Origin of the sequence: Schaalia meyeri (assembly GCF_900105015.1) — a bacterium.
GTDB lineage: Bacteria > Actinomycetota > Actinomycetes > Actinomycetales > Actinomycetaceae > Pauljensenia > Pauljensenia meyeri.
In genome coordinates, this window is record NZ_FNLK01000014.1 from 28,000 (window position 1) to 48,983 (window position 20,984).

General features: G+C 65.1%; 21 protein-coding genes. 13 read left to right on the forward strand and 8 right to left on the reverse strand.

What is annotated here, in order from left to right; all coding sequences use genetic code 11:
* Positions 1-49: 49 nt before the first annotated feature.
* The 5 genes from BLT68_RS07505 to BLT68_RS07525 all read left to right on the forward strand — a co-directional run bounded on the left by BLT68_RS07505 (position 50) and on the right by BLT68_RS07525 (position 5,964).
* The gene (locus BLT68_RS07505) at positions 50-1,195 is read left to right on the forward strand and encodes an ROK family protein (RefSeq protein ID WP_074633506.1); all 1,146 of its coding nucleotides are present in this window, start codon (positions 50-52) and stop codon (positions 1,193-1,195) included.
* A 71-nt stretch (positions 1,196-1,266) separates the two neighbouring features.
* The gene (locus BLT68_RS07510) at positions 1,267-2,544 is read left to right on the forward strand and encodes an extracellular solute-binding protein (RefSeq protein WP_232618701.1); all 1,278 of its coding nucleotides are present in this window, start codon (positions 1,267-1,269) and stop codon (positions 2,542-2,544) included.
* Positions 2,541-3,482, forward strand: coding sequence for a carbohydrate ABC transporter permease (locus BLT68_RS07515; protein WP_074633507.1), 942 nt, complete (start codon positions 2,541-2,543; stop codon positions 3,480-3,482). Before BLT68_RS07510 ends, BLT68_RS07515 begins: the two co-directional genes overlap by 4 nt.
* A complete protein-coding gene (locus BLT68_RS07520) occupies positions 3,479-4,366 on the forward strand; it encodes a carbohydrate ABC transporter permease (RefSeq protein ID WP_165603247.1) in 888 nt (295 codons plus the stop codon). Before BLT68_RS07515 ends, BLT68_RS07520 begins: the two co-directional genes overlap by 4 nt.
* A 110-nt stretch (positions 4,367-4,476) precedes the next feature.
* Positions 4,477-5,964, forward strand: a complete 1,488-nt coding sequence (locus BLT68_RS07525; RefSeq protein ID WP_408641280.1) for an alpha-amylase — start codon at positions 4,477-4,479, stop codon at positions 5,962-5,964.
* A 47-nt stretch (positions 5,965-6,011) separates the two neighbouring features.
* On the opposite strand, the gene BLT68_RS07530 is transcribed toward BLT68_RS07525, so the two are convergent.
* Positions 6,012-6,830 (reverse strand): YbjN domain-containing protein, encoded by an 819-nt coding sequence (locus BLT68_RS07530; protein ID WP_074633512.1) that lies wholly within the window; start codon positions 6,828-6,830, stop codon positions 6,012-6,014.
* Between the two features lie 256 nt (positions 6,831-7,086).
* Entirely contained in the window at positions 7,087-7,338 is a 252-nt protein-coding gene (locus tag BLT68_RS09440; protein ID WP_070778924.1) for a hypothetical protein, read from the reverse strand.
* A gap of 40 nt (positions 7,339-7,378) precedes the next feature.
* On the opposite strand from BLT68_RS09440, the gene BLT68_RS09445 reads away from it, so the two are divergent.
* From BLT68_RS09445 to BLT68_RS07545, 4 genes are all read left to right on the forward strand, one after another.
* Positions 7,379-8,128, forward strand: coding sequence for a hypothetical protein (locus BLT68_RS09445; RefSeq protein ID WP_131800096.1), 750 nt, complete (start codon positions 7,379-7,381; stop codon positions 8,126-8,128).
* A gap of 582 nt (positions 8,129-8,710) precedes the next feature.
* Entirely contained in the window at positions 8,711-9,121 is a 411-nt protein-coding gene (locus BLT68_RS09450) for a hypothetical protein (protein ID WP_131800097.1), read from the forward strand.
* Positions 9,122-10,097: 976 nt separating this feature from the next.
* On the forward strand, positions 10,098-10,724 hold the full coding sequence (locus tag BLT68_RS07540) for a GNAT family N-acetyltransferase (protein ID WP_050694434.1): 627 nt from the start codon (positions 10,098-10,100) through the stop codon (positions 10,722-10,724).
* Between the two features lie 149 nt (positions 10,725-10,873).
* Positions 10,874-11,335, forward strand: coding sequence for a MerR family transcriptional regulator (locus BLT68_RS07545; RefSeq protein ID WP_050694435.1), 462 nt, complete (start codon positions 10,874-10,876; stop codon positions 11,333-11,335).
* A 95-nt stretch (positions 11,336-11,430) separates the two neighbouring features.
* On the opposite strand, the gene BLT68_RS09320 is transcribed toward BLT68_RS07545, so the two are convergent.
* Positions 11,431-11,685, reverse strand: a complete 255-nt coding sequence (locus BLT68_RS09320; protein WP_074633515.1) for a hypothetical protein — start codon at positions 11,683-11,685, stop codon at positions 11,431-11,433.
* A 161-nt stretch (positions 11,686-11,846) separates the two neighbouring features.
* Between BLT68_RS09320 and BLT68_RS07555 the strand changes: the two genes are divergently transcribed.
* Entirely contained in the window at positions 11,847-13,340 is a 1,494-nt protein-coding gene (locus tag BLT68_RS07555; protein ID WP_074633516.1) for a glutamine synthetase family protein, read from the forward strand.
* A gap of 58 nt (positions 13,341-13,398) precedes the next feature.
* Here the strand turns inward: BLT68_RS07555 and BLT68_RS07560 are convergent, their stop codons facing one another.
* Positions 13,399-14,310 carry a hypothetical protein gene (locus tag BLT68_RS07560; protein ID WP_074633518.1) on the reverse strand — a complete coding sequence of 304 codons (912 nt, stop codon included), beginning with the start codon at positions 14,308-14,310 and terminating at the stop codon, positions 13,399-13,401.
* Entirely contained in the window at positions 14,307-14,885 is a 579-nt protein-coding gene (locus BLT68_RS07565) for a 1-acyl-sn-glycerol-3-phosphate acyltransferase (RefSeq protein ID WP_070778912.1), read from the reverse strand. The genes BLT68_RS07560 and BLT68_RS07565 overlap by 4 nt, the downstream gene beginning before the upstream one ends.
* Positions 14,886-15,343: 458 nt before the next feature.
* Between BLT68_RS07565 and typA the strand changes: the two genes are divergently transcribed.
* Positions 15,344-17,263 carry a translational GTPase TypA gene (gene typA / locus BLT68_RS07570; RefSeq protein ID WP_050694440.1) on the forward strand — a complete coding sequence of 640 codons (1,920 nt, stop codon included), beginning with the start codon at positions 15,344-15,346 and terminating at the stop codon, positions 17,261-17,263.
* 18 nt (positions 17,264-17,281) lie between these two features.
* Here typA and BLT68_RS07575 read toward each other — a convergent pair whose 3' ends face one another.
* Positions 17,282-17,608, reverse strand: coding sequence for a putative acetyltransferase (locus BLT68_RS07575; protein WP_074633519.1), 327 nt, complete (start codon positions 17,606-17,608; stop codon positions 17,282-17,284).
* A gap of 52 nt (positions 17,609-17,660) precedes the next feature.
* On the opposite strand from BLT68_RS07575, the gene fdxA reads away from it, so the two are divergent.
* Both fdxA and dapC read left to right on the forward strand, forming a co-directional pair.
* Positions 17,661-18,002, forward strand: a complete 342-nt coding sequence (gene fdxA / locus BLT68_RS07580; RefSeq protein ID WP_050694442.1) for a ferredoxin — start codon at positions 17,661-17,663, stop codon at positions 18,000-18,002.
* A 20-nt stretch (positions 18,003-18,022) separates the two neighbouring features.
* A complete protein-coding gene (gene dapC, locus BLT68_RS07585; protein ID WP_074633521.1) occupies positions 18,023-19,162 on the forward strand; it encodes a succinyldiaminopimelate transaminase in 1,140 nt (379 codons plus the stop codon).
* A gap of 64 nt (positions 19,163-19,226) precedes the next feature.
* Here the strand turns inward: dapC and dapD are convergent, their stop codons facing one another.
* A complete protein-coding gene (gene dapD, locus BLT68_RS07590; protein ID WP_074633523.1) occupies positions 19,227-20,183 on the reverse strand; it encodes a 2,3,4,5-tetrahydropyridine-2,6-dicarboxylate N-succinyltransferase in 957 nt (318 codons plus the stop codon).
* 45 nt (positions 20,184-20,228) lie between these two features.
* The gene (locus BLT68_RS07595; protein ID WP_050694445.1) at positions 20,229-20,939 is read right to left on the reverse strand and encodes a Maf family protein; all 711 of its coding nucleotides are present in this window, start codon (positions 20,937-20,939) and stop codon (positions 20,229-20,231) included.
* Positions 20,940-20,984 lie beyond the last annotated feature (45 nt).

Sequence of the window (20,984 nt, forward strand, 5' to 3'; positions counted from 1 at the left end):
AGCATAGTATTCTGTTACGTAGAGTAACAGAATTTTGTGAGAGGTTGTGATGAAGGGAAATAATCGCCGACGCGTCATCGCCGAGCTCGTGGAGCGTGGTCCCATGCATCGGGCCGAGCTGGCGCGAGCCCTGTCCGTCACCAGGACGACGACCACCAACGTGGTCTCCGATGGGGTCGCCTCGGGTGTGCTCTGCAGTGCGGAGGGGCTAAAGGCCGACGTTGGGATCGGGGAGGCCCCCGGCTGTCTCCTGTCCGTCATCTTCCAAGCCACCTCGACCCTCGTGCTGCTCACGCGAGCCGATCGCACGGTTGTGCACTCCTCCCGACACGACCTTGACCCGGCGACTGCGGGCGAGCGGCGAATGGAGGAAGCGCTGGGGCGCGTCACCGCTGTGCTTAGCGAGCTGCGCGCGAGTGTGTCGGCCGCTTATGTTGCCGTCAATGCGCAGATCGACAGTGCGACGGGCGACGTCATGGCCTCTGCCGCCTCCCGCCTGTGGGGAGGTACGAATCCAAAGGCCTACTTCGAGAGGGCGCTGGGGTGCATCGTCGTCGTCGATAACGAGGTTCGCACCACCGGTTACGCCCAGTACGAGGCGGGGGACAGAAAGGTGCAATCCCAGCTGTATATCCACATCGCCTACGGGCTGGGGTGTGCGCAGATCGTCGACGGGGTCAGCGTGCGCGGGGCTCGCGGAGGCGCAGGCGAAATTGGGCACGTGAGCATCGATCCGCGCGGAAGGCCGTGCGAGTGCGGCTCTCGCGGGTGCCTGATGCAGTATGTTGGCACTCACGTCGTGGACGAGCGTGCGCGCGTCGTGTGGGGGGCGGATGCGAGCACCGCAACCCTGGTGGAGCGCGCCGGGCAAGGGGATCGGGTCGCCGTCGCGATCGTCCAGAGCGTCGCGGACGAGCTGAGCGAAGCCCTCGTGTCGGCCCTGCACCTGCTCAACCCTGAGGAAGTGGTGATTGGTGGTATCGTCGCGGGGTTCGACGCGATCCTGGCGGGGCCGGTCGAGCGGGCCCTCAAGGCCCGCGCTCTGCCCTTGAGCGTTCGCGGTCTGAGCGTGCGGGCCGCTCTCCCCACGGACATTGCCCGCGCCGGCCTGGGAGTGCTGCTATCGATGGAGGATGTGCGCGCCTCGCTCATCAATCGGTGCGAACAAATCTGGAATAAGTGTCACGCAAGTTGACACATGCTTGTGGGTGTGAGACCCTTGTCACCACTACGCAGTGTCGCGTACCCACCCGAGAGGAAAAACTTATGTCTCACTCACTCCTGGCGAAAATGGCAGCGATGGGGCTCGCGGGGGCCTGTGCCCTCACCCTAAGCGGTTGCGGCTCCGGCTCGTCGTCGGCCACCGGACAAAACGTGCGCGTCTGGTTCATGGAGGGATCCATACCGGACGACGCTGTCAAATACCTCCAAGACACCTTCGCCGCCAACAACCCCGGCAACACGCTCACGGTCGAAATCCAACCCTGGGACGGCATCGTCAACAAGCTTCAGACGTCTCTCGCCTCGTCCGCCGAGAGTCCCGACCTGGTGGAGACGGGCAACACCCAGACGGCCCTGTTCGCCTCCGTCGGGGCGTTCGCTCCTCTCGATGATCAATACGAGTCGCTGGGGGGATCGGCGTTGATCCCCAGTTTCGTGGAGGCCGGCACCTGGGAGGGACACAAGTACGCCCTGCCGCTTTATGCAGGCGCCCGCGGCGTCTACTACCGTAAGGATATGCTCCAGAAGGCTGGCATCGACGTGCCGACCACCCTCGATGAGCTTGCGCAGGCGGCCATCGACATCGGACAGGCGAATCCCGACGGCGTCGACGGCTTCTCCGGAATGTACCTGGCGGCGGTCGACATTCACGGCGTCGAATCCCTCATGTTCGCAGGCGGCGGCGACTACGCCAAGCAGGAAGGCGGGCGCTGGAGCTCGCTCATCGATAACGAGGCCTCCGTCGCCTCGCTCACGCGAATCCAGAAGATCTTCAAGGAAGGCACCAACTACGCGCTCGCCGACCAGGCCTCTCAAAAGAGCTTCGAAAAGTTCTTCAACGAGAACAAGGTCGCCTTCATGGTCGGAACCGGAAACATTGGAGAAAAGATCGACAAATCGCTCTGGGACGCTGACGCGGTCGGCGTGATGCCCATTCCGGGTACGACCAGCGGCTCCGTCGGACAGACGTTCGCGGGAGGCTCCTCCGTCTCGATGGCGGCCAAGGCGCACAACCCGGAACTGGCCGCCAAGGCACTCGAGCTCATCTATTCGAAGGACTTCCAAGAGTCGGTCGCCAAGGCCGGATGGACGCCGGGCAACTCCACGTACGCAAGCGCTCAGACGGGAGCTTTCGCGAAGATCGCGCCCACTATCGTCGCCAACTCCAAGCTCACTCCCAACACTCCGCAGTGGGGAACCTCCGCGGGCGACAGCGACCTGCGCGACTTCTTCATGGCGATCGCACAGGGGTCCGACGTGCGTGGGACCGCAAGCGACTTCGCCCAAAAACTCACTGAAGCCTTGAACACCGAGCAACGATGACCACCTCAGTGAAGACGCCTGCGCGCCCGGCGAAAGGATGCCGGGCGCGCAGGCGGGGCATCCCGTATCTGCTGCTGACCCCGGCAACGGCAGTCGTGCTCGTCGTCCTCGGTTACCCGATGCTGCGCCAATTCATCATGTCATTCCAAAAGTTTGGCCTGAAGCAGCAGTTCGGCGCCCCACCGGAGTGGGTGGGCCTGGACAATTACACCAGCATCCTCACCGACAGCTACTTTTGGACCGTGACGGCCAAGTCGTTGCTTTTCTGCCTGTGGACCGCCGGATGGACCATGGCGCTGGCAATCGCCTTCGCCCTCATGATGAAAGCTGCCTCCGCTCCGATTCGCACGCTCATGAACGCGGTTCTGGTCATCGTGTGGGCGATGCCCCTGCTTGCGACTCTGACGGTGTGGCAGTGGCTCGTGAATAAGAACTTCGGGTTGCTGAACTACGTGCTCGCGGTGCTGGGCTTCGAACAGGCTTCACAGACCGCGTGGCTCGCGCAAAGCTACTGGACCTTCTTCCTGATCGCTTCCGCGATCATCGTATGGGCGTCGATGCCGCTGGCCACGATCTCCATCTATGCGGCCATGACGCAGATTGACGGCGCCCTCATCGAAGCCGCACAGATCGACGGAGCCTCCTACTGGCAGCGGCTGCGCTACGTCGTGTTCCCCTCCGTGTCGCCCGTGATCGCTCTGATCGGCGTCCTCCAGGTCATCTGGGACCTGAGGGTGTTCACGCAGATCTATGTGCTTCAACAGTCGGGTTCTATATCGGATGAAACGAATCTGCTCGGCACATACATCTACAAGGTCGGCATCTCGCAAGGAAACTACGGCGTGGCATCCGCGCTGGCAACCATCGTCCTCCTCATCACATTGGTAATCACGTCGCGCTACATTCACATGCTCTTCACGAAGGGAGATCGACTATGAGCGTTATGGGTAGAATCTCGCCAAAACGCGCCGCGTTGACGAGGCGGCGACCCCTGCGCACGCGCATCGGTGTCGCAGTCGTGAACATCGTCCTCCTCCTGTGCGCCTTGCTGTGGTTGCTGCCGGTCTATTGGATGGTGAACTCATCGCTTCAGACGGACCGCAACCTGCTTGCCTCGCCTCCGAAACTGTGGCCCGCGCCGGCCACCTTCGAGCATTTTCACTCGGTGCTCGTTTCCCCCGTCTTTCACCGGGCTCTCGGCATGTCGCTCCTGACCGCGCTCATCACGGTGCTCGCGACGACGACCCTGTCGCTGCTCGCCGCGCTGGCCCTGACACGTTTCCAATTTCGAGGAAAACGGAGCTTCATCGTCGCGGTCCTCGTCGTCCAGATGATCCCCGCCGAAGCGCTGTTCATCTCCCAATACCGAATGCTGGACGCGTGGAGCCTTTTGAACTCGGTGGCGGGCCTGTCGTTGCTGTACGTCGGGGGCGTGCTCCCCTTCGTCACGTGGATGATGAGAGGCTACGTGGAGGCGGTGCCCGAGGAACTCGAACAGGCCGCGATGATCGACGGATGCTCGCGGATGGGGGCGTTTATGCGGGTGACGCTGCCGCTGCTGGCGCCGGGCCTCGTCGCGACCAGCGTGTTTTCCTTCCTCCACTCGTGGAACGAATACACGCTGGCCCTCATCGTGCTGTCGCGCGATAGCGCGGTGACTCTCCCGCTGTGGCTCCAATCGTTCCAACAGGGACTGCGCGGAAGCGACTGGGGAGGGGTGATGGCCGCATCCACGATCATCACGATCCCCGTCCTCATCCTGTTCATGATCGTGCAGAACCGGATGAGCGCCGGCTTAGTGTCCGGAGCGGTCAAAGGGTAGGGACGCGGGGCCGTGAGCGCGAAACACCAGGCGCTTCGCTGGCTGTCTACCGCGCCACGCTTCGCCCCTCCCGTTTCCCTTCGGCGGTTCCAACCTGCCACCATACTCGGGTGAGTGAGACAAAGAACCCAGCCCTGGCTTCGTTAGAGCGCGAGGCGGGACCCATGATCCTGCAGGCCTTTGCGTGGGACATGAAGGCGGACGCAAGCCACTGGCGCTACCTCGCGCACCACGCGCGCGAGATCGCCGATCTGGGCGTCAGCGTCGTCTGGCTGCCGCCCGCCTACAAGGGCAAAATGGGGATCAACGACGTCGGATACGGCGTCTACGACCTGTACGACCTGGGCGAGTTCGACCAGAAGGGTTCCGTTCCCACGAAGTACGGGACGAAGGACGAATACTTGGCGGCCATCAATGCGCTGCACGAGGAGGGGGTGGCAGTTGCCGCCGACATCGTCCTCAACCACCGCATGGGTGCCGACGCCTGTGAGACGGTGCTCGCCACGCCAATCGATCCGAACGATCGGCGCAAGGTCGTGGGGGAACCCGAGACAATCGAGGCGCGTACGCGCTTTACGTTCCCCGGGCGCGCGGGCGCCTACTCGGACTTCACGTGGGACTGGACGTGCTTCCACGGGGTCGACTGGGACGTGGCCACGGAGCGCAAGGGCCTGTGGCTCTTCGAAGGAAAACAGTGGAACGATAACGTCGCAGGCGAGCTGGGCAACTACGACTACTTGATGGGCTCTGACGTGGACGTTACGGCCCCGGCTGTGAGCGCCGAGCTCGACCGGTGGGGTCGGTGGTATGTGGAGACAACTGGCGTGGACGCGTTGCGCTTAGACGCCGTGAAACACATCGGCTCCGACTTCTACGCGCGTTGGATCGCCAACCTGCGCGCGGCCACAGGGCGGACGCTGCCCGCCGTCGGTGAGTATTGGAGCGGGGACGTGAGGGAGCTCGAACGCTATCTTGAGGCCGTGCCCGACATCATGCTCTTCGATGTTCCCCTGCACTTCCGCCTCCACGCCGCCTCCACCTCGGATGGGAACGCCGACCTGTCGCGCCTGTGGGAGGGGACGCTCACCAGTTCGTACCCGGACCGCTCCGTCACCTTCGTCGAGAACCACGACACGCAGCCCGGCCAGTCGCTGGCGTCCACGGTCGCGCCCTGGTTTAAGGCGTCCGCGTACGCGCTGATCCTGCTGGGCGAGGCCGGGGTGCCCTGCGTGTTTTGGGGCGATCTCTTTGGGACTCCCGAGACCGGCGATCTGACGGCGGTGCCTGAGCTGCCCATCCTCATGTCGATCCGTTCGCGCGCGGCCATCGGCGTCCAACATGACGCCTTCGACGACCCCGACGTGGTCGGTTTTGCCCGCGAGGGCAAAGCGGACGTGGACGGATCGGGTTGCGCGGTCATCGTTTCCGACCGCTACGCCGCCGAAAAGAGACTCTACGTGGGGGAGCGCCACGCGGGTCAGGAGTGGGAGTGCATCATCGGCTCGCACCCGTGCGTGCGCGTCGGCGATGACGGTACCCTCACGGGGTTTGTCAAAGACGGTGGGCTGAGCGTCTACGTTCCGTGCGCGGGCGCCTAGGAAACCCCGGCCTCGTGCCCAGGCCGGTGCCCCTCCCGCTCGGCGCGTTACTCCTGCGTGCCGCCCAGCGCGGGAATGCGTTCAATCTGCTCCTTGAAGAAGGCCTCGGCCGCAGAAATGAAACGGTCGATGTTCATCCCGACCTGCGTGTCAGTGAGGCCGTAGCGCGCGGTCACAAACTGTTCGGCGCACACGCGCTGGGTTCCATCGTCCAGCGCCGCAACGTAGACCTTGGGCCACCTGGTGGACGCGTTCCAGTCGTTGCACGCCTGGATCAGGCGCGGGCGCAACTCCATCGACACGTCCTCGCGGATCGCGCCCCACATGCTCAGGTCCGCAGAGTCCTCAACGACAGAGAACATGTAATAGCCCTGGGAGAATCCCGTGCGCAGGCGCTTGTCCTCAACGTCGTACTTGTAATCGTTGCGATCAAAGAAATCGGTGATCGCCTTCATGTCGAGGGGACGCACGACCGTGCGTAGTTCGAGGGCGCGCTTGCATTCGGCGATGATCTGCGGAGCGTCCTCGTTGGTCGGATCCATAGCGAGGCATTGCTCAAGGTAGGTCAGCGCGTTCTCTTCCTCGTCCTGCCAGTACAGGGCGGTACCGATCCGGTAGTACCACAGCGGGTCGGACATGCCTTCCGCCTCAACGCCGCGCAGCAGCTCGACAGCGTGCTTGATGTGCTCCCGGAAGGAATCCATGTAGGGTTGCGCGTAGTTGATGTATGCGCGGGCCAGCAGGCTGGTGAGCTCGTAGTCCAACACGGACGGGGGCTGGCCTTCAATGAGGGCAATGATCTTTTGATGTTCCTTCTCATCGTGCAGGGTATTGATCTGCGCGATGAGCGATGAACGCGAATCCACGGAAGCTCCTTTATAGCAAGGGGACATGCGAGTACCTGGTCACAAGCATATCAGGGGTTGCCAGGAGGCTGAGCGTTGGGTGGGCGTCTCGCTCACCGTGTCGGGCGGCGAGGTGAGCGACATCGTTGCGAAGACGGCCAAGCACGATTGACGGCCTGCGTGCCGCCGGGTGGCCGGGGCGCCCGCACAGGCGTCACCGTTGCCGCAAATACCGTCGGTGCTGGGAAGAGCGCCGGGCTGATGCGGATCTCCCGGATCAGCTTCTAGAGTTCCAGTTCTGCCAGTCGTTCCAGTCATCGTCTTGCGCGTCGATGGCGATGATCGGTACGCGGTCGGACGGCGTCTGTTCGTCGACTTCAGGCGTGGCGGGTGCGGGTTCTTCCCGCTGCTTCCGGCGCCTGCCCCAGCCCCAGCGCTTGCGGCGCTTCGACTCGCCTTCCTGCTCCTGGCGAGCCTCTTCGTTCCACGAGAACTCCGCGTTCCAGTCCTCCTGAACTGACGGTGGCACCGCCGGTGCCTGCGGGGCGGCCGGTGCCTGCGGAGTGGCCATGGGACCAGGCTGTGAGGGAAGCGGTGGCGCCGAGCTCTGGGGGGCCGGCGTGCTCTCGCGCGCCGGCGGAGGCGCGAGCGGGGGAGTGTCCACGAACGCGTGTTCCCGTCGCGGCGGCTCGGGGGCGGGCGTAGCCGAGGCCGGCGTCGACCAGTCAAAGGAACTGGTGCTTCGAATCCGAGGCAATCGAGCGGTGGGCAGCTCCGCTTCGTCGTCAACAGGCATCAACGAGGCCGGGGCGGGCTCGGGTTCGGGCGCAAAGACCGGTTCTGGTTCCGGCGTGGCATCCGGTGTGTACGGGGGTGCGATGGCCGGTTCCGGTTTGGGCGCGAGCGGCGGCGTGATCGCCGGTTCCGGCTCGGGCGCGACGACCGGCTCCGGCTCGGGCGCGGGCGGTGGCGTGATGGCCGGTTCCGGCTCCGGCTTGGGTTCGGGCGCAAAGACCGGCTCCGGCTCGGGCGTGGGGTCCGGTGTGTACGGGGGTGCGATGGCCGGTTCCGGTTTGGGCGCGGGCGGTGGCGTGATGGCCGGTTCCGGCTCCGGCTTGGGTTCGGGCGCAAAGACCGGCTCTGGTTCCGGCGTGGGGTCCGGTGTGTACGGGGGTGCGATGGCCGGTTCCGGTTCGGGTGCGAAGACTGGCTCCGGGTCCGGCGTGGGCGCGACGGGTGCGGGCGGAGGCGCGAGGATCGGCTCTGGTTCGGGAACCGCGACGGATTCCGCAGCGGGCATCGGAATGACGGCTCGCTGAATCCTGGGAAGCAGCAGAGTATCGGTCGCCTCGTCGGGGTTTTCGGCCGCCTCGTCGAGGCTGGCGGGAGGAGGGGGGACGGGCGCTGCAAAATGCGCGGGAGCCTCTTCCGCGCGAGCGGGCGCGTTCGCCTCGGGTTGGGGCACGGCGCGTGCCTGCACCTGTTTGCCCGGCTGTGCGAACGATGCCGCAGAGGAATCCTCAATGGGCGCTCGTTCGGATGCGACGTGGGTCTCGCGATCCCACACGGAAGCGCTCCGGCGGGAACCTTGGCTGCCTTCGATCGACGGTGGGGCGGCAGGAATCGGCGCAACCGGGGTGTTCGCACCCCGCTGTGGCGAGGCCGCGTCCGGGACGCTCGGTTCCTGGGTTGAACCCGCGGAGGAGGGGGGCTGCGGGAACGGCTGCGCGGGACGCTCAGGGAAGACCGCGGGGCGGTGACCGCTGCGTGAATGCCTCCTCTTCGGTGTCATCGGCACCCGCGCGGATGCATCAGCACTGGTCTGTGCGGCGTGAGCGGGGCGTGACTTATCCCCCCGGGCGAAACTTGTGTCGCTTGGGGTTGACTGGGGAGGAGTGGAGGTGCTCGCCTGCGTAGGCTCGGGCGCGGGCACCGACTCGGGCGCAGGTACTCGCTTGGACACAGGCACCCGCTTGGGTTCGGACGCGGGTGGTGTCGCGGGTGCGGGCATCGGCTTGGGTGCCGGCGCGGGTGCCGGTTTGGGTGCAGGTGCCGGCGCCGGCGGGGGAATGGGCGGGGTAGGACGCCGGGAGGAATCGGGATCCACCGATTCCCGACGCGCCTGGACCGGCGGGGGAACGGCGGCCGCGGAAGGCCGGGATGGCGGCGCGAAAGCCACGGGCGCCGTGGAAGCACGAGGCCCCCCGGCCTCGTTGATCCGTGATGCGGAGGGACGCCGGACGTGCGACGGATGCGCGGGGCGCTTCGCTCCCCTCGACGACTCCTCGGATTTCCTCGCGCGCAACACGTAGAAGATGATGACGGCCACGAGCACCAGGACAATGAGACTAACGATCAAAGCGATAAGCAGGCCGATCGAGGGATCCGAGGACGAGGCCGCGGCCGCAGCCTCGGGAGAGGCACCGTTTCCGGGGATGGGAGTGACCCCCCACGGATTCTTCAGGCCGTTCGCGCCGCCCCCCGTCGAGAGGTTGCCGCCAGCGTTAAGCGAACCGTTGACCGTGATCACCTGGGGAACTGGGGTGGTCCAAGTGGACACGGACAGGGACCTGCCCTCGTAGATTGTCGCAGAGGTTGATGCCCCGGAAGTTGACGACTTCACTTCTCCTTCGACGCTCAGGAACACCGACGCCAGGGACAGCGACGAACCAAAAATCTTGCGGTACTCGGATAACGTCTGATCCGTGCGGGCCGTCAACACAAACTCGCCCGAGTCCTGGACCGCGAACTCAGGATCGTCCTGGAGGCGGCTGTACATGAGCTGCATGTGGCAAACGGATGCGTCATCGCGCGTCATGAACTCGACGTGGTGGTCCGTGGAATTGCCCACATAGGGGTTGCAGATGGACTCGCTCATCGTGCGCGAGGGATCCGTGACAGTCAACGTGTCGACGACCTGACCGTCCTTGGTCACAACGTATGCCTCCGACAGGGTCGGTGCGTTGGCAGCGTGAGTGGCCGACGGTAGCGTGAGCGCGATGAACAGTGCCCCGAGCGTGGCGCACAGGGCGCGAGAGAGTCGCATGCAGTCCTCCTGATATGAGTCACTCGATTATCGTCCGTTCGTGGATACAAAGCAACGAGGGGACCTCAATGCGAGATTAACTGACCGGCTGTAAAGGGAAAGGGGGGCGACTGTCAAAAAGAAACGCACCCTCTTGGTAAGGTCAGATGGTATTGTGTCGCGTACTATGACAGGAGTCTACCTGCAGTCAGGATTTCAATGAAGAAGGACGTTGTTGCCAGCTGTCACGAAGGAAGTGTCCCATGAAGTGCCGACACGCCACGCGCGAAGACATCCCCGCGATCACACGAATTGTCACCGAGGGATTTCTGGACTACCCGCTGCACATCATGCTGAAGCCGTACCTCTACCAGCCGGAGCATTACCCGCAGTGCCTGACCGCGATGAATCGCATGCTCGCCCGAGCCTATCAGCGGTCACGGAAAGCCCTCGTCGTCGAGCAAGACGGGCGTGTTATCGCAACGGCCCTCATGCACGACCGCAAGGTGGGCCTGATGCGCAATGTCACGAGCGGGGGGTATGACCTCTTTCGATATGCCTCCCCCCGACTCATCGCCGACTTTGCTGACGTCACCGACCGTGCCGACCAGATTGCCATCGACAACGGGCATTTTGACTGGTACCTCGAGATCCTCTCGGTGGACAAAAGCATGCGCGGCCACGGAGTCGGTCGTTGGCTCGTCTCCAAGGTGCTGCCCGACTTCGTGGCGAAGCGAGGCGGGTATGGGTACGGATTTGTGACGTCAACGGAATCGAATGCTCGTTTCTACATCAACGGCGGCTGCGAGCTCGTTGGACGCGTGGATGTGTCGATGAGGGAACAGACGTGCCCGATTTGGGCCTTTCAGAGGCGGGCGGAGAGGCTGTGACGGGAAGGGGAATCCGGCAGGCTGCGAGGTGGCGTACCGAGCATCCTGAGGGGGCCGCGTTGTGCGCGGTTTGCGCAGGTCGCAGGGCGTGATACACGTCCCGCAGTTCCGCTTGACTTCAAGGGCTTGAGGTCTTTTAGGGTGAAGCCATGGCAGGAACAGGCTCCGGGCGCACGTACTCCATCAAGGAGGTGTCGGCGCTCGTCGGCTTGCCCGCATCCACGTTGCGTTACTACGAGGACGTGAGTGTCATTCCTGCCATCGCGCGCGACCCCTCCAGCGGTCACCGCATCTACATGGAAGAAGACCTCGAACTGCTGACGTGGGTCGCCTGCCTGTCCGCCTCGGGCATGTCCATCGCCGACATGCGCGAATACGTGCGGTCGGGATTGGGCGGAGAACGCGACATTTCCGAGTTCGTCGCCCTGCTGGAGCATCAGGATGAGCGATTGCGGGAAGAAGCGCAGATCATCGAGCTGCGCCGCGAGTTTTTGCGCACGAAGGTCGCCTACTGGCGCGCGGTCAAGCGTGAGGACACGCCGGAAGCCGCGCGTTTGGACGCCGCTGCACGCGCGCTTGCGGAGCGGTTGAAGGCGTGGTCGTTGCGCTAGTTAAAGCCTAGTGGGGCGGGTTTCAAGCCTGCTCCGAACCTCGCCCCGCTAGGGGGCACGGGGCCGCGCACCTGGCTCGGGTGCGCGGCCCTCATTTACGCGCGCTGGGGGAAGGAGGGAAACACGCGCCCCAGGTAAGCCGTGTCGCGTTCGATGAGGGCGGACAGATGTTCCCAGGCAAGCCCCTCATCCTCGTGCCAGGAGATTTCTGCGACAACGAGGAGGCGGGGAAACAGGTCGCACGCACGGTGCAAGGCCGCTTCAACGAAGTTCAGAGAGGAGGCGAGCGGCCAGAGGGGCGTGTTAGCGGCACAAACGTCGCCGTGGGTGACCAGGCGTGGGTTTCCCATGTGCGGGTACGAACGGATGGATGCGCCGGCGTGGGAGGGGACGGAGATCTCCGGGACGATGGCGAAAAACGTTGCGCTGGCGCGTGATGCGAGAGCTTTTGTTCGGTGTCAAAGTGTGTCACAATCGTGTGAACCTAATCATGCTCAATGAGGAGTGATCTATGCTGTCGACCGACACTATTTCCCTCAGTCCCAACCCCCTCGTCCAGGCGCTCGGAAAGCCTGCGAAGGAGTTTACGAAGTCCGACATCATCGGCTATATCGAGGACAACAACATCCCGATGCTGAACCTGCGCTACGTCGGAGGCGACGGGCGTCTCAAGACACTTAACTTTGCGGTCCAATCCAAGGCGCACTTGGACCGCGTCCTCACGCTCGGCGAGCGCGTCGACGGGTCTTCGCTCTTTACTTTTGTCGATGCGACCTCCTCGGACCTGTACGTCGTGCCGCGCTTGTCGACGGCCTTTCTGAACCCATTCACGCCGATCAAGGCGCTCGATATCCTGTGCGGTTTCTATGACGTGGACGGAGTACCCTTGGCCTCGGCGCCCCAGGAGATCTTGCGCAAGGCACAAAACGCCCTGAGGCAGGAAACCGGCTGCGAGCTTCAGGCGCTGGGAGAATTGGAATACTACCTGTTCTCCGACCGGGAGGAGCTCTTCCCCGTCGAACCCCAGCGGGGCTACCACGAGTCCGGCCCCTTCTCGAAGTGGGAGAACGTGCGCACGCAGACCCTGCTTCACCTGGTCACAATGGGATGTGCGGTGAAGTACGCGCATTCGGAGGTGGGCAACTTCGTGGCGGACGGGCGCCAAATGATCCAGCAGGAAATCGAGTTCCTCCCCGTCGATGTGGTTGATGCTGCCGACCAGATGGTGCTGGCCAAGTGGGTGCTGCGCGAGGTTGCGCACGCCCATGGCATTGAGGTGTCATTCGCGCCGAAGATCGCGGTCGGGCAAGCCGGATCCGGCATGCACTTCCACACCCGTCTGGTGAAGGACGGCGTTAACCGGTTCTCGACAGGATCGGGCCTGACCAAGGACGCGCTCAAGGTCATCGGCGGGTATCTTTCGCATGCCGCGTCGCTCACCGCTTTCGGCAATACCGCGCCCACATCCTTCCTGCGCCTGGTTCCCCACCAGGAGGCGCCAACAGCGATCTGTTGGGGCGATCGCAACCGTTCCGTTCTGGTGCGCGTTCCGCTGGGATGGCAAAACATCGATGATTCGATGTTCCGCGACGCAAACCCCGCCGAAACGCAGCTGATCGACCTGCCCAACGATTCCCAGACGATCGAGCTGCGCAGCCCCGACGGATCCGCGGACATCCACCTGCTGCTGGCGGGCATCACGGTCGCCGCGCGCCTTGGGCTGACGGAGCCGGGCATGGCTAAATACGCGCGCCAGCGCAAAGTCGATGGCGATGCCTCGCAGACGCCCGGCCTCGAGCAGCTGCCCGCCTCGTGCTTCGAGGCCGCCGGTCGACTCCTTGCTCAGCGAAAGGACTACGAGGCGCGCGGCGTATTCCCCTGCGGCCTCATAGATTCGTGGGTGTCGCACCTGGTCGACCTGGGCGACGAGCACCTACGGGACGACCTGGCAGAATCCAGGGTCTCAGTCGAGGAACTCGTCACACGCTACTTTCATGTCGGCTGACGAAAAAGCGGTCCCAACCGGCGTGAATGGGCAGCGGTGCGGTTTTCCGCGCGGCGGGCTACGGACGCCCCGGAGGGGAGAATCGATCGGAATCCTGGACGTCCGCTCCGCCTTGGTCAGGCGCTGGCGTCTCGGGGGTACGTGCGGAGCGGCTGAGTCCCCGAGGCGTCGCAGCGTCGCCCGCGAAGGCGCGCCGCTGCGCGGCGCGCTCCGACGCGTCGCGGTCGAATCGCGCGTCGGCGGCCCTGCGGCGCGCCCCCGTCACGAAGCGTACGGCCGCGCCGGCGATGGCGAGCCCGAGCACGGCGGCAGTGAGGCCGATGATCGGGGCCAGCAGGCGCCACGAGGATTCGTGTTCTCCTCTGTTAGTAGTCGCGGACGCGGCCAAGGAGGGCGAAGGCGTCGCGGATGGAGTGCTGGTGCCGGTTGCATCAACCGTGCCCGCCGCGCTCACATCCTCGGTGACGTTCTCCCACGTGACGGTGCTGGCGTCCGTCTTCGTGGACCCCGCGTGCGAGGACACGGACCCGCCGGCGGAGGCCTCCTCAACTTGGGAAGCGTGAGCGACCAGGGTGACGCGCGCGATCGTGGCTGTTGCCTCGGGTGAGGAGTAGCCCTCGAGAAGCCTCGCGGACACCGAGTGGAAGCGGAAGATCCCACCGTCTTCGATCGAAACGACCTCGGCACCGGCGTCCTCGAGCACCCACGTGAAGCGGCAGCCCGCGACCCCGTCGACATCCACCAGCACCGACGACGTCGCCTTGGCTGCGGTCCCCATCGACTGGCACTGCTCGCCAATCAACGGGTGGTCCGTGGACAGGGTCACCTCGTGGGTCGCGTTCACCCCCGGCGTGATCTCATAGACCTCAATGAGACGGATCGGGGTTGGCTCATCCGCCAACGCAACCCCACCGAACGCCGTCAGAGCCAGAGTGGCTGCGGCGCTGCACAATACCCGCGCGAGCCTCATGCGTCCTCATCCTCGGTGCGCAGGCGAGGAACCGACGTGTATTCCGGGCGCGCGCCGACCTTATCCGCGTAAAACGCGCGGATCACGTCCATGTCGGCCCGCACGTCGCCCGTCAGACGGTAAGACGGCCCCCACCCGAAGGTGTGAGTGGCGCTGTCCACGAACCCCAGCTGAATCGGCACATCCGCCTGCATCGCGATGCGGTAGAAACCGGACTTCCAAAAGTCGCGCGGTGACCGAGTGCCCTTCGGGGTGAGGCACAGCGTGAAACTCTGTGACTCCCTGATCCGGGTGGCCACCTGCTCCACGAGCCCGTGCGCGGCGCCGCGCTTCACCGGGATCCCGCCAATCTTTTTGACGAACCACCCCAGGAGCGGGGCCTTCACCACGGAGTCCTTGACCAGGAAGGAGAAGCTACGGCCCTGCTTCCACATGGCGACCGTCATGAACACTCCGTCCCAATTCGACGTGTGCGGGGCGCCGATCACGATGACCTTGTCCGGCAGGGGCTGCGTCGACAACTTCCAGCGGGAGACGCCAAGGTAGGCGGACGCGAGTGCGCGAGTGAGAGCCATGGTGGCCTTTCTGTTCGTAGCTGGAGCCAATCCTACTCGGGTCTCGCTCGCTCAAGCGTTTCCGTCGCTGGGGTCTGTGTCATGCGCGTGCGCGCTATCCGAGATGGTGCGGGAGGAGAGCCTATGAACCTTGGAAGGCTTCGCCCGGCGGGGGCGGCAGGGATGCGCGCCGAGAGGGGGCGTGACTCGACCCTCGGGGATGTCGGCGCCGAGCGCGGCGATGTTTGTCATAGTCCTCAGTTAACGGCATGTGAGGTTGTCCGGCAAATAGACCGGTTGGTTTGATCCATTGTTGTCGTGACGTGGTGGAAGTCGCAGGGTGGGGTCCGCATCGGCCATCCGTAAGCCGATATTCTTGGGAAGCGTGTGTCTGGAATCGGTCAGGTGGCCGAACAACATCGGGCCGTTTGTGCCCCATCACACGCGGTAACAGGTATCCATATTCGAGGAGTCCACATATGTCCATGCGTCCCGACCTGCGAAACGTCGCGATCGTCGCCCACGTCGATCACGGGAAGACCACGCTGGTTGACGCAATGCTCTGGCAGTCCGGAGCTTTCTTAGAGCACGACACGGTGGAAAAGACCGGTGAGCGTGTCATGGACTCCGGCGACCTTGAGCGGGAAAAGGGCATTACCATCCTGGCCAAGAACACGGCCGTCCACTATCGGGGACCCGCCGCCCAGGCCCTGGGACTCACGGACGGCGTGACGGTCAACGTCATTGACACCCCCGGACACGCCGACTTCGGCGGCGAGGTCGAGCGCGGCCTGTCCATGGTCGACGGCGTGGTTCTCATGGTCGACGCCTCCGAAGGGCCCCTGCCCCAGACCCGTTTCGTCCTGCGCAAGGCCCTCCAGGCGCACCTGCCCGTCATTGTCGTGGTCAATAAGGTTGATCGACCCGACTCCCGCATTGAGGAGGTCGTCTCCGAGACCACCGACCTGCTGCTTTCCCTGGGCGAGGACCTCATGAACGAGGGCATCGACATTGACGTGGACTCCCTGATGGACGTGCCCGTCGTCTATGCCTCCGCCAAGGCCGGAAAGTGCTCCCTGGAAAACCCCGGGGACGCTCAGCTGCCGACCGAGGACCTCGAGCCCCTGTTCGAGACCATCCTGAGCCGGATCCCCGGCCCCACTTACGACGACGATGCGCCGCTGCAGGCGCACGTGACCAACCTGGACGCGTCTGCCTTCCTGGGGCGCCTCGCGCTGCTACGCATCCACAACGGAACCCTGAAGAAGGGTGCGGACGTGGGTCTAGCGCGCCACGACGGATCAATCCAACGCGTCCACATCTCGGAGCTTCTGGCCACGGAAGGTCTCGAGCGCGTCTCGACCGACTCGGCGGCTCCCGGCGAGATCGTCGCCGTCGCAGGAATCGAGGACATCATGATCGGCGAATCTTTGGTTGACCTTGAAGACCCGCGTCCGCTGCCGCTCATCACGGTCGACGATCCGGCCATCTCCATGACCATCGGCATCAACACGTCGCCCATGGCCGGTCGCGTCAAGGGCGCGAAGGTCACGGCCCGTCAGGTCAAGGACCGCTTGGACCGCGAGCTCATCGGCAACGTGTCCCTCAAGGTTTTGCCCACTGAGCGCCCCGACGCCTGGGAGGTCCAGGGACGAGGCGAACTCGCCCTGGCGGTCCTCGTCGAGCAGATGCGACGCGAGGGCTTCGAGCTGACCGTCGGAAAACCACAGGTCGTCACCAAGGAGATCGACGGCACCCTGAGCGAACCGATGGAACGCATGACGATCGACATCCCGGAGGAATACCTGGGGGCCGTCACGCAGCTGATGGCAGGCCGCAAGGGCCGCATGGAGACCATGGCCAACCACGGATCCGGCTGGATTCGCCTCCAGTTCGTCGTTCCCGCCCGCGGCCTCATCGGCTTCCGCACGCGCTTCCTGACCGAAACGCGCGGCACGGGCATCGCCTCGTCCATCTCCGAGGGCTACGCCCCCTGGCAGGGTCCCATCGAGCAGCGCCTCACGGGCTCCCTCGTCGCGGACCGCGCCGGGCAGGCCACCCCCTACGCGATGACGAACCTGCAGGAGCGCGGTACCTTTATTGTCGAGCCCTCCTCCGAGGTCTACGAAGGCCAGGTCGTGGGCGAGAACCCGCGCGGCGAGGACATGGACGTAAACATCTGTCGCGAGAAGAAACAGACGAACACGCGATCGGCTACCGCAGACGTGTACGAATCGCTCACCCCCTCGCGCAAGCTCACGCTCGAGGAATCGCTCGAGTTCGCGGCCAACGACGAGTGCGTCGAGGTTACCCCCGAGGCCGTGCGCGTGCGCAAGGTCGTCCTGGATGCTCAGGAGCGCTTCAAGATCGCCGCGCGCGAGCGCCGCGCGAGCCGCTGACGGTCTGGTCGTTCCCCGCTACAGCGTCGGCGGGGGAGGGACGCGCTTGCCCGTCACCATCGTTCGCGCGTCGACACGGACCACGCCGCGCCTGGTCGCAACGCTCACGTGGGTGGGGGCAACCTCAACGGCCTCACCCAGTGCGTCGTGCAGACCGTCGGCCAGGCGATAGCGGATCACGATCCGCTCACCAACCTCGAACTGCATCCACGGCAACACGGGAATTGCGCCAGGGGTACGTGCAGAAATTTCCTCACGCGCCCCCAATGGCTTCTTCGCGTGATTTGGCGGAATAGTGCCGCTGGGAACGTCGTCGTGGATGCCGGGTGACTCGGGACTGCTCATACGTGAATAATAGAATCAACGAGCCTATGGAACTGACTAGGAGGAACGTCTCATGACCTACGTCATCGCGCAGCCGTGCGTGGACGTTAAGGATCGCGCGTGCGTGGACGAGTGCCCCGTCGATTGCATCTACGAGGGCGAGCGCACGCTCTACATCCACCCGGAGGAGTGCGTCGACTGCGGGGCGTGCGAACCCGTCTGCCCCACCGAGGCCATCTTCTACGAGGACGACCTGCCCGATGAATGGTCCGACTACCTGCGCGCGAACGCCGACTTCTTCAACCAGCTGGGCAGCCCGGGCGGCGCCCAGAAGACCGGCGCCCAGGATTATGACGATCCGATGATTACCGCGCTGCCGCCCCAGAATGAGGACTGGAAAGCCGAGAACATGTAAAGGTCAGATAGGGTGGGGGGATGACGTTTCCCCTTCCCCGCGCCCTCGACCTGCCCGAGTTCCCCTGGGATCAGCTGGCCCCCGCCAAAACGCGGGCAGCCGACTACCCCGGGGGGCTCTGTGATTTAAGCGTCGGAACGCCCGTTGACGACACCCCGGCGTTCATCCGCGCCGCCCTCGCCGACGCCGCGAACGCGCACGGCTATCCCACGGTCGCGGGGACCCGGGAGGTGCGCGATGCGATCCTGGCGTGGGGCGCTCGCCGAGGCATGGTCGACGTGGGCCGCTCCGGCGTGACTCCCACGATCGGATCCAAGGAAGCCGTCGCCTGGATCCCCGCGCTGCTCGGTGTGCGGGCGGGGGACGCCGTTTTGGTTCCCGAGGTCGCTTACCCCACCTACGACGTGGGAGCCCGACTGGCGGGCGCCACCCCCATCCCCGTTGACCCGACTCGCCCCGGCTCCTGGCCCGACGCGCCCCTGGTTTACCTGAATTCGCCCGGAAACCCCGACGGTCACGTGATGAACAAGGAACAGCTGCGCGGTGCCGTCGCCTGGGCACGCGCTCGCGGGGCTGTGATCGTCTCGGACGAATGCTACGCGGCCCTGCCGTGGTCCGAGCCGTACGTGAGCGAGGGGGTTCCGTCGCTGCTCGACGCGCACGTCTGTGGTGGGGATCCTTCCGGCCTGCTAGTCCTGTATTCGCTGTCCAAGCAGTCGAATCTCGCCGGCTACCGCGCGGCCCTCATGTACGGCGATCCCGCGCTGGTTCAGGCAATCGTGACGGTGCGCAGGCACTCCGGCCTGATGGTTCCTTCCCCCGTGCAGCACGCCATGGCCCTGACCCTGGCCGACACGGAGCACGTCGCTGCCCAGAGGAGCGTGTACGAGGCTCGGCGTGCCCTGCTGCTGCACGCCCTCGCCTGTGCCGGACTCGAGGTTGACCCGGCCAGCGCGGCGGGCCTGTACCTGTGGGTCGCAGACCCGACGGCAGGGGCAGATTCGTGGGCGCTCGTCAACCGCTTTGCGGAGCTGGGCATTCTCGTCGCTCCCGGCGACTTCTACGGCACCGCCGCCCGCGGCCGTGTTCGCGTGGCGCTCACGGCCACGGACGAGCGCATGAAGGCCGCTGCAAGCCGCATCGCTTCGCGGTGGCGATAGCCAATGTCTTCACCGGCAAACGCCGGGTGCAGCGTGAGGGAGCCCGGCCTCGTCGCGGAGGCGGTCAGTTCGATGCGTGCAGCGCGTCGTTGAGTTCGATGCCCACCACGCCGGCGCGGGCGATGGCCTCAATACGCCCGGTCTGCGAGTTGCGGCGGAATAGGATGTTGGAAGCGCCGGACAGTTCGCGCGCCGCCACCGTGCGTGGCTCGGCCTCGCCGGAGGGGTCGATCAGCGTGACCTTCGCGCCGGCGGTGACGTACAGGCCCGCTTCGACGACGCAGTCATCGCCCAGGGCGATGCCCAGGCCGGAGTTTGCGCCCAGCAGGCATCGCGCGCCCAAGCGCACGCGCTGATTGCCGCCGCCCGACAGGGTGCCCATCGTGGAGGCGCCGCCGCCCACGTCCGATCCGTCGCCGATGACGACGCCCTGCGAGACGCGGCCCTCGACCATGGAGCGGCCCAGCGTTCCAGCGTTGAAATTCACGAAACCGGCGTGCATGACGGTGGTGCCCTCTGAGAGGTAGGCGCCCAGGCGCACGCGCGCGCCGTCGCCGATACGCACACCGGAGGGAAGAACGTAATTCACCATCGGGGGGAACTTGTCGATGCCCAGGACCGTGACGGGACGGCCGTCGCGGGCCAGCAGGCGCATGCGGGTGGCCTCGAAGTTCGTCACGGCGCACGCTCCGGCGTCCGTCCACACGACGTTGGGCAGCACCGCGAAGATGCCGTCCAGGTTGATCGTGTTCGGCTTGACCAGGCGGTGGGAGAGCAGGTGCAGGCGCAGGTACGCGTCCGCGGTCGTTTCCGGAGCCTCCTCCAACTTGATTGCCGTCACCTGGACGGCCGTGCGCACGCGGCGCGCGTCGTCGAGACGCTCCAGCGCGGATAGCGAGGCCGCCAGCTCCTCGTCGGTTCCGGGTTCGCCCAGGTGCGGGGCGGGGTACCAGGTGTCCAGCGTGGTTCCGTCCAGGGTGATCGTTGCGAGGCCGACGCCCCATGCAGTGCTGTTTTCCATGTGTCCTACACTACGGGGCGCAACCCGCTCGATTGGCCGCGAAACTCAGGGGCGCGGCGTATCCCACAGGTCGGGCCAGAAGAGGCCCAGCTCGGTCGCCATCGAACGCAGCAACGGCAGTGAAATGCCGACCACTAAGTGGTAGTCGCCGGTGACGCCCTCAATGAAGGGGCCGCCCAGCCCGTCCACCGTGAAAGAGCCGGCGACCTGCAGGGGCTCTCCTGTGGCCACGTAGGCGTCGATTTCCTGGTCCGAGATGTCGCCGAAATGGACCTGGGTGGACGCGCAGCGGGTGAGTTGGGCCTTAATGGTCCGCGCGCTGGGCTTCGTTCCCGGCGCGGACGAGGCAGGGGAGAGGAGGGCGACCGAGTGGCCGGTCCACAGGGTGGCGGTCATGCGCCGCATAGCTCGAATGCGTTCGCGGGCGACATCGGGGGTGTGCGGCTTTCCCTGCATCTGGCCGTTAATCTCGAGCATGGAATCGCAGCCGATGACCAGGGCGGCTTCGCTATCGGGCAGCGCCGCCTCGGAGCCCGGCGCGCGTAGGGCCTCGCTGACGTTTGCGCACTTGGCCGCGGCCAGTGCCCCAACTTCGTCCCCGGGGGTCGTGTGGCCCCCCGAAAACGCGCGTCCGCCCGGAAGTTTGGCGAGGACGGATTCCTCGTTGACTGTTGACACCTTGACGATGGGGGTGATCCCCGCTGCGACGAGTGTTGCGCGGCGGGCGGGCGAGGCGGAGGCGAGTATGAGGCGCATAGGAACATTGTGGACCATCGGGGCGCAAACGTGCAGGCGGGCTGA

What these genes read in the sequence shown, in the direction of transcription:
- dapC (WP_074633521.1), top strand. Translation starts at nt 18,023, where the DNA reads ATGACGTTTCCCCTTCCCCGCGCCCTCGACCTGCCCGAGTTCCCCTGG.
- BLT68_RS07565 (WP_070778912.1), bottom strand. Translation starts at nt 14,885, where the DNA reads ATGGCTCTCACTCGCGCACTCGCGTCCGCCTACCTTGGCGTCTCCCGC.
- BLT68_RS07555 (WP_074633516.1), top strand. Translation starts at nt 11,847, where the DNA reads ATGCTGTCGACCGACACTATTTCCCTCAGTCCCAACCCCCTCGTCCAG.
- BLT68_RS09320 (WP_074633515.1), bottom strand. Translation starts at nt 11,685, where the DNA reads ATGGGAAACCCACGCCTGGTCACCCACGGCGACGTTTGTGCCGCTAAC.
- BLT68_RS07540 (WP_050694434.1), top strand. Translation starts at nt 10,098, where the DNA reads ATGAAGTGCCGACACGCCACGCGCGAAGACATCCCCGCGATCACACGA.
- dapD (WP_074633523.1), bottom strand. Translation starts at nt 20,183, where the DNA reads ATGGAAAACAGCACTGCATGGGGCGTCGGCCTCGCAACGATCACCCTG.
- BLT68_RS07515 (WP_074633507.1), top strand. Translation starts at nt 2,541, where the DNA reads ATGACCACCTCAGTGAAGACGCCTGCGCGCCCGGCGAAAGGATGCCGG.
- BLT68_RS07560 (WP_074633518.1), bottom strand. Translation starts at nt 14,310, where the DNA reads ATGAGGCTCGCGCGGGTATTGTGCAGCGCCGCAGCCACTCTGGCTCTG.
- typA (WP_050694440.1), top strand. Translation starts at nt 15,344, where the DNA reads ATGTCCATGCGTCCCGACCTGCGAAACGTCGCGATCGTCGCCCACGTC.
- fdxA (WP_050694442.1), top strand. Translation starts at nt 17,661, where the DNA reads ATGACCTACGTCATCGCGCAGCCGTGCGTGGACGTTAAGGATCGCGCG.
- BLT68_RS07520 (WP_165603247.1), top strand. Translation starts at nt 3,479, where the DNA reads ATGAGCGTTATGGGTAGAATCTCGCCAAAACGCGCCGCGTTGACGAGG.
- BLT68_RS09445 (WP_131800096.1), top strand. Translation starts at nt 7,379, where the DNA reads ATGGGACCAGGCTGTGAGGGAAGCGGTGGCGCCGAGCTCTGGGGGGCC.
- BLT68_RS07595 (WP_050694445.1), bottom strand. Translation starts at nt 20,939, where the DNA reads ATGCGCCTCATACTCGCCTCCGCCTCGCCCGCCCGCCGCGCAACACTC.
- BLT68_RS07575 (WP_074633519.1), bottom strand. Translation starts at nt 17,608, where the DNA reads ATGAGCAGTCCCGAGTCACCCGGCATCCACGACGACGTTCCCAGCGGC.
- BLT68_RS07545 (WP_050694435.1), top strand. Translation starts at nt 10,874, where the DNA reads ATGGCAGGAACAGGCTCCGGGCGCACGTACTCCATCAAGGAGGTGTCG.
- BLT68_RS07505 (WP_074633506.1), top strand. Translation starts at nt 50, where the DNA reads ATGAAGGGAAATAATCGCCGACGCGTCATCGCCGAGCTCGTGGAGCGT.
- BLT68_RS07510 (WP_232618701.1), top strand. Translation starts at nt 1,267, where the DNA reads ATGTCTCACTCACTCCTGGCGAAAATGGCAGCGATGGGGCTCGCGGGG.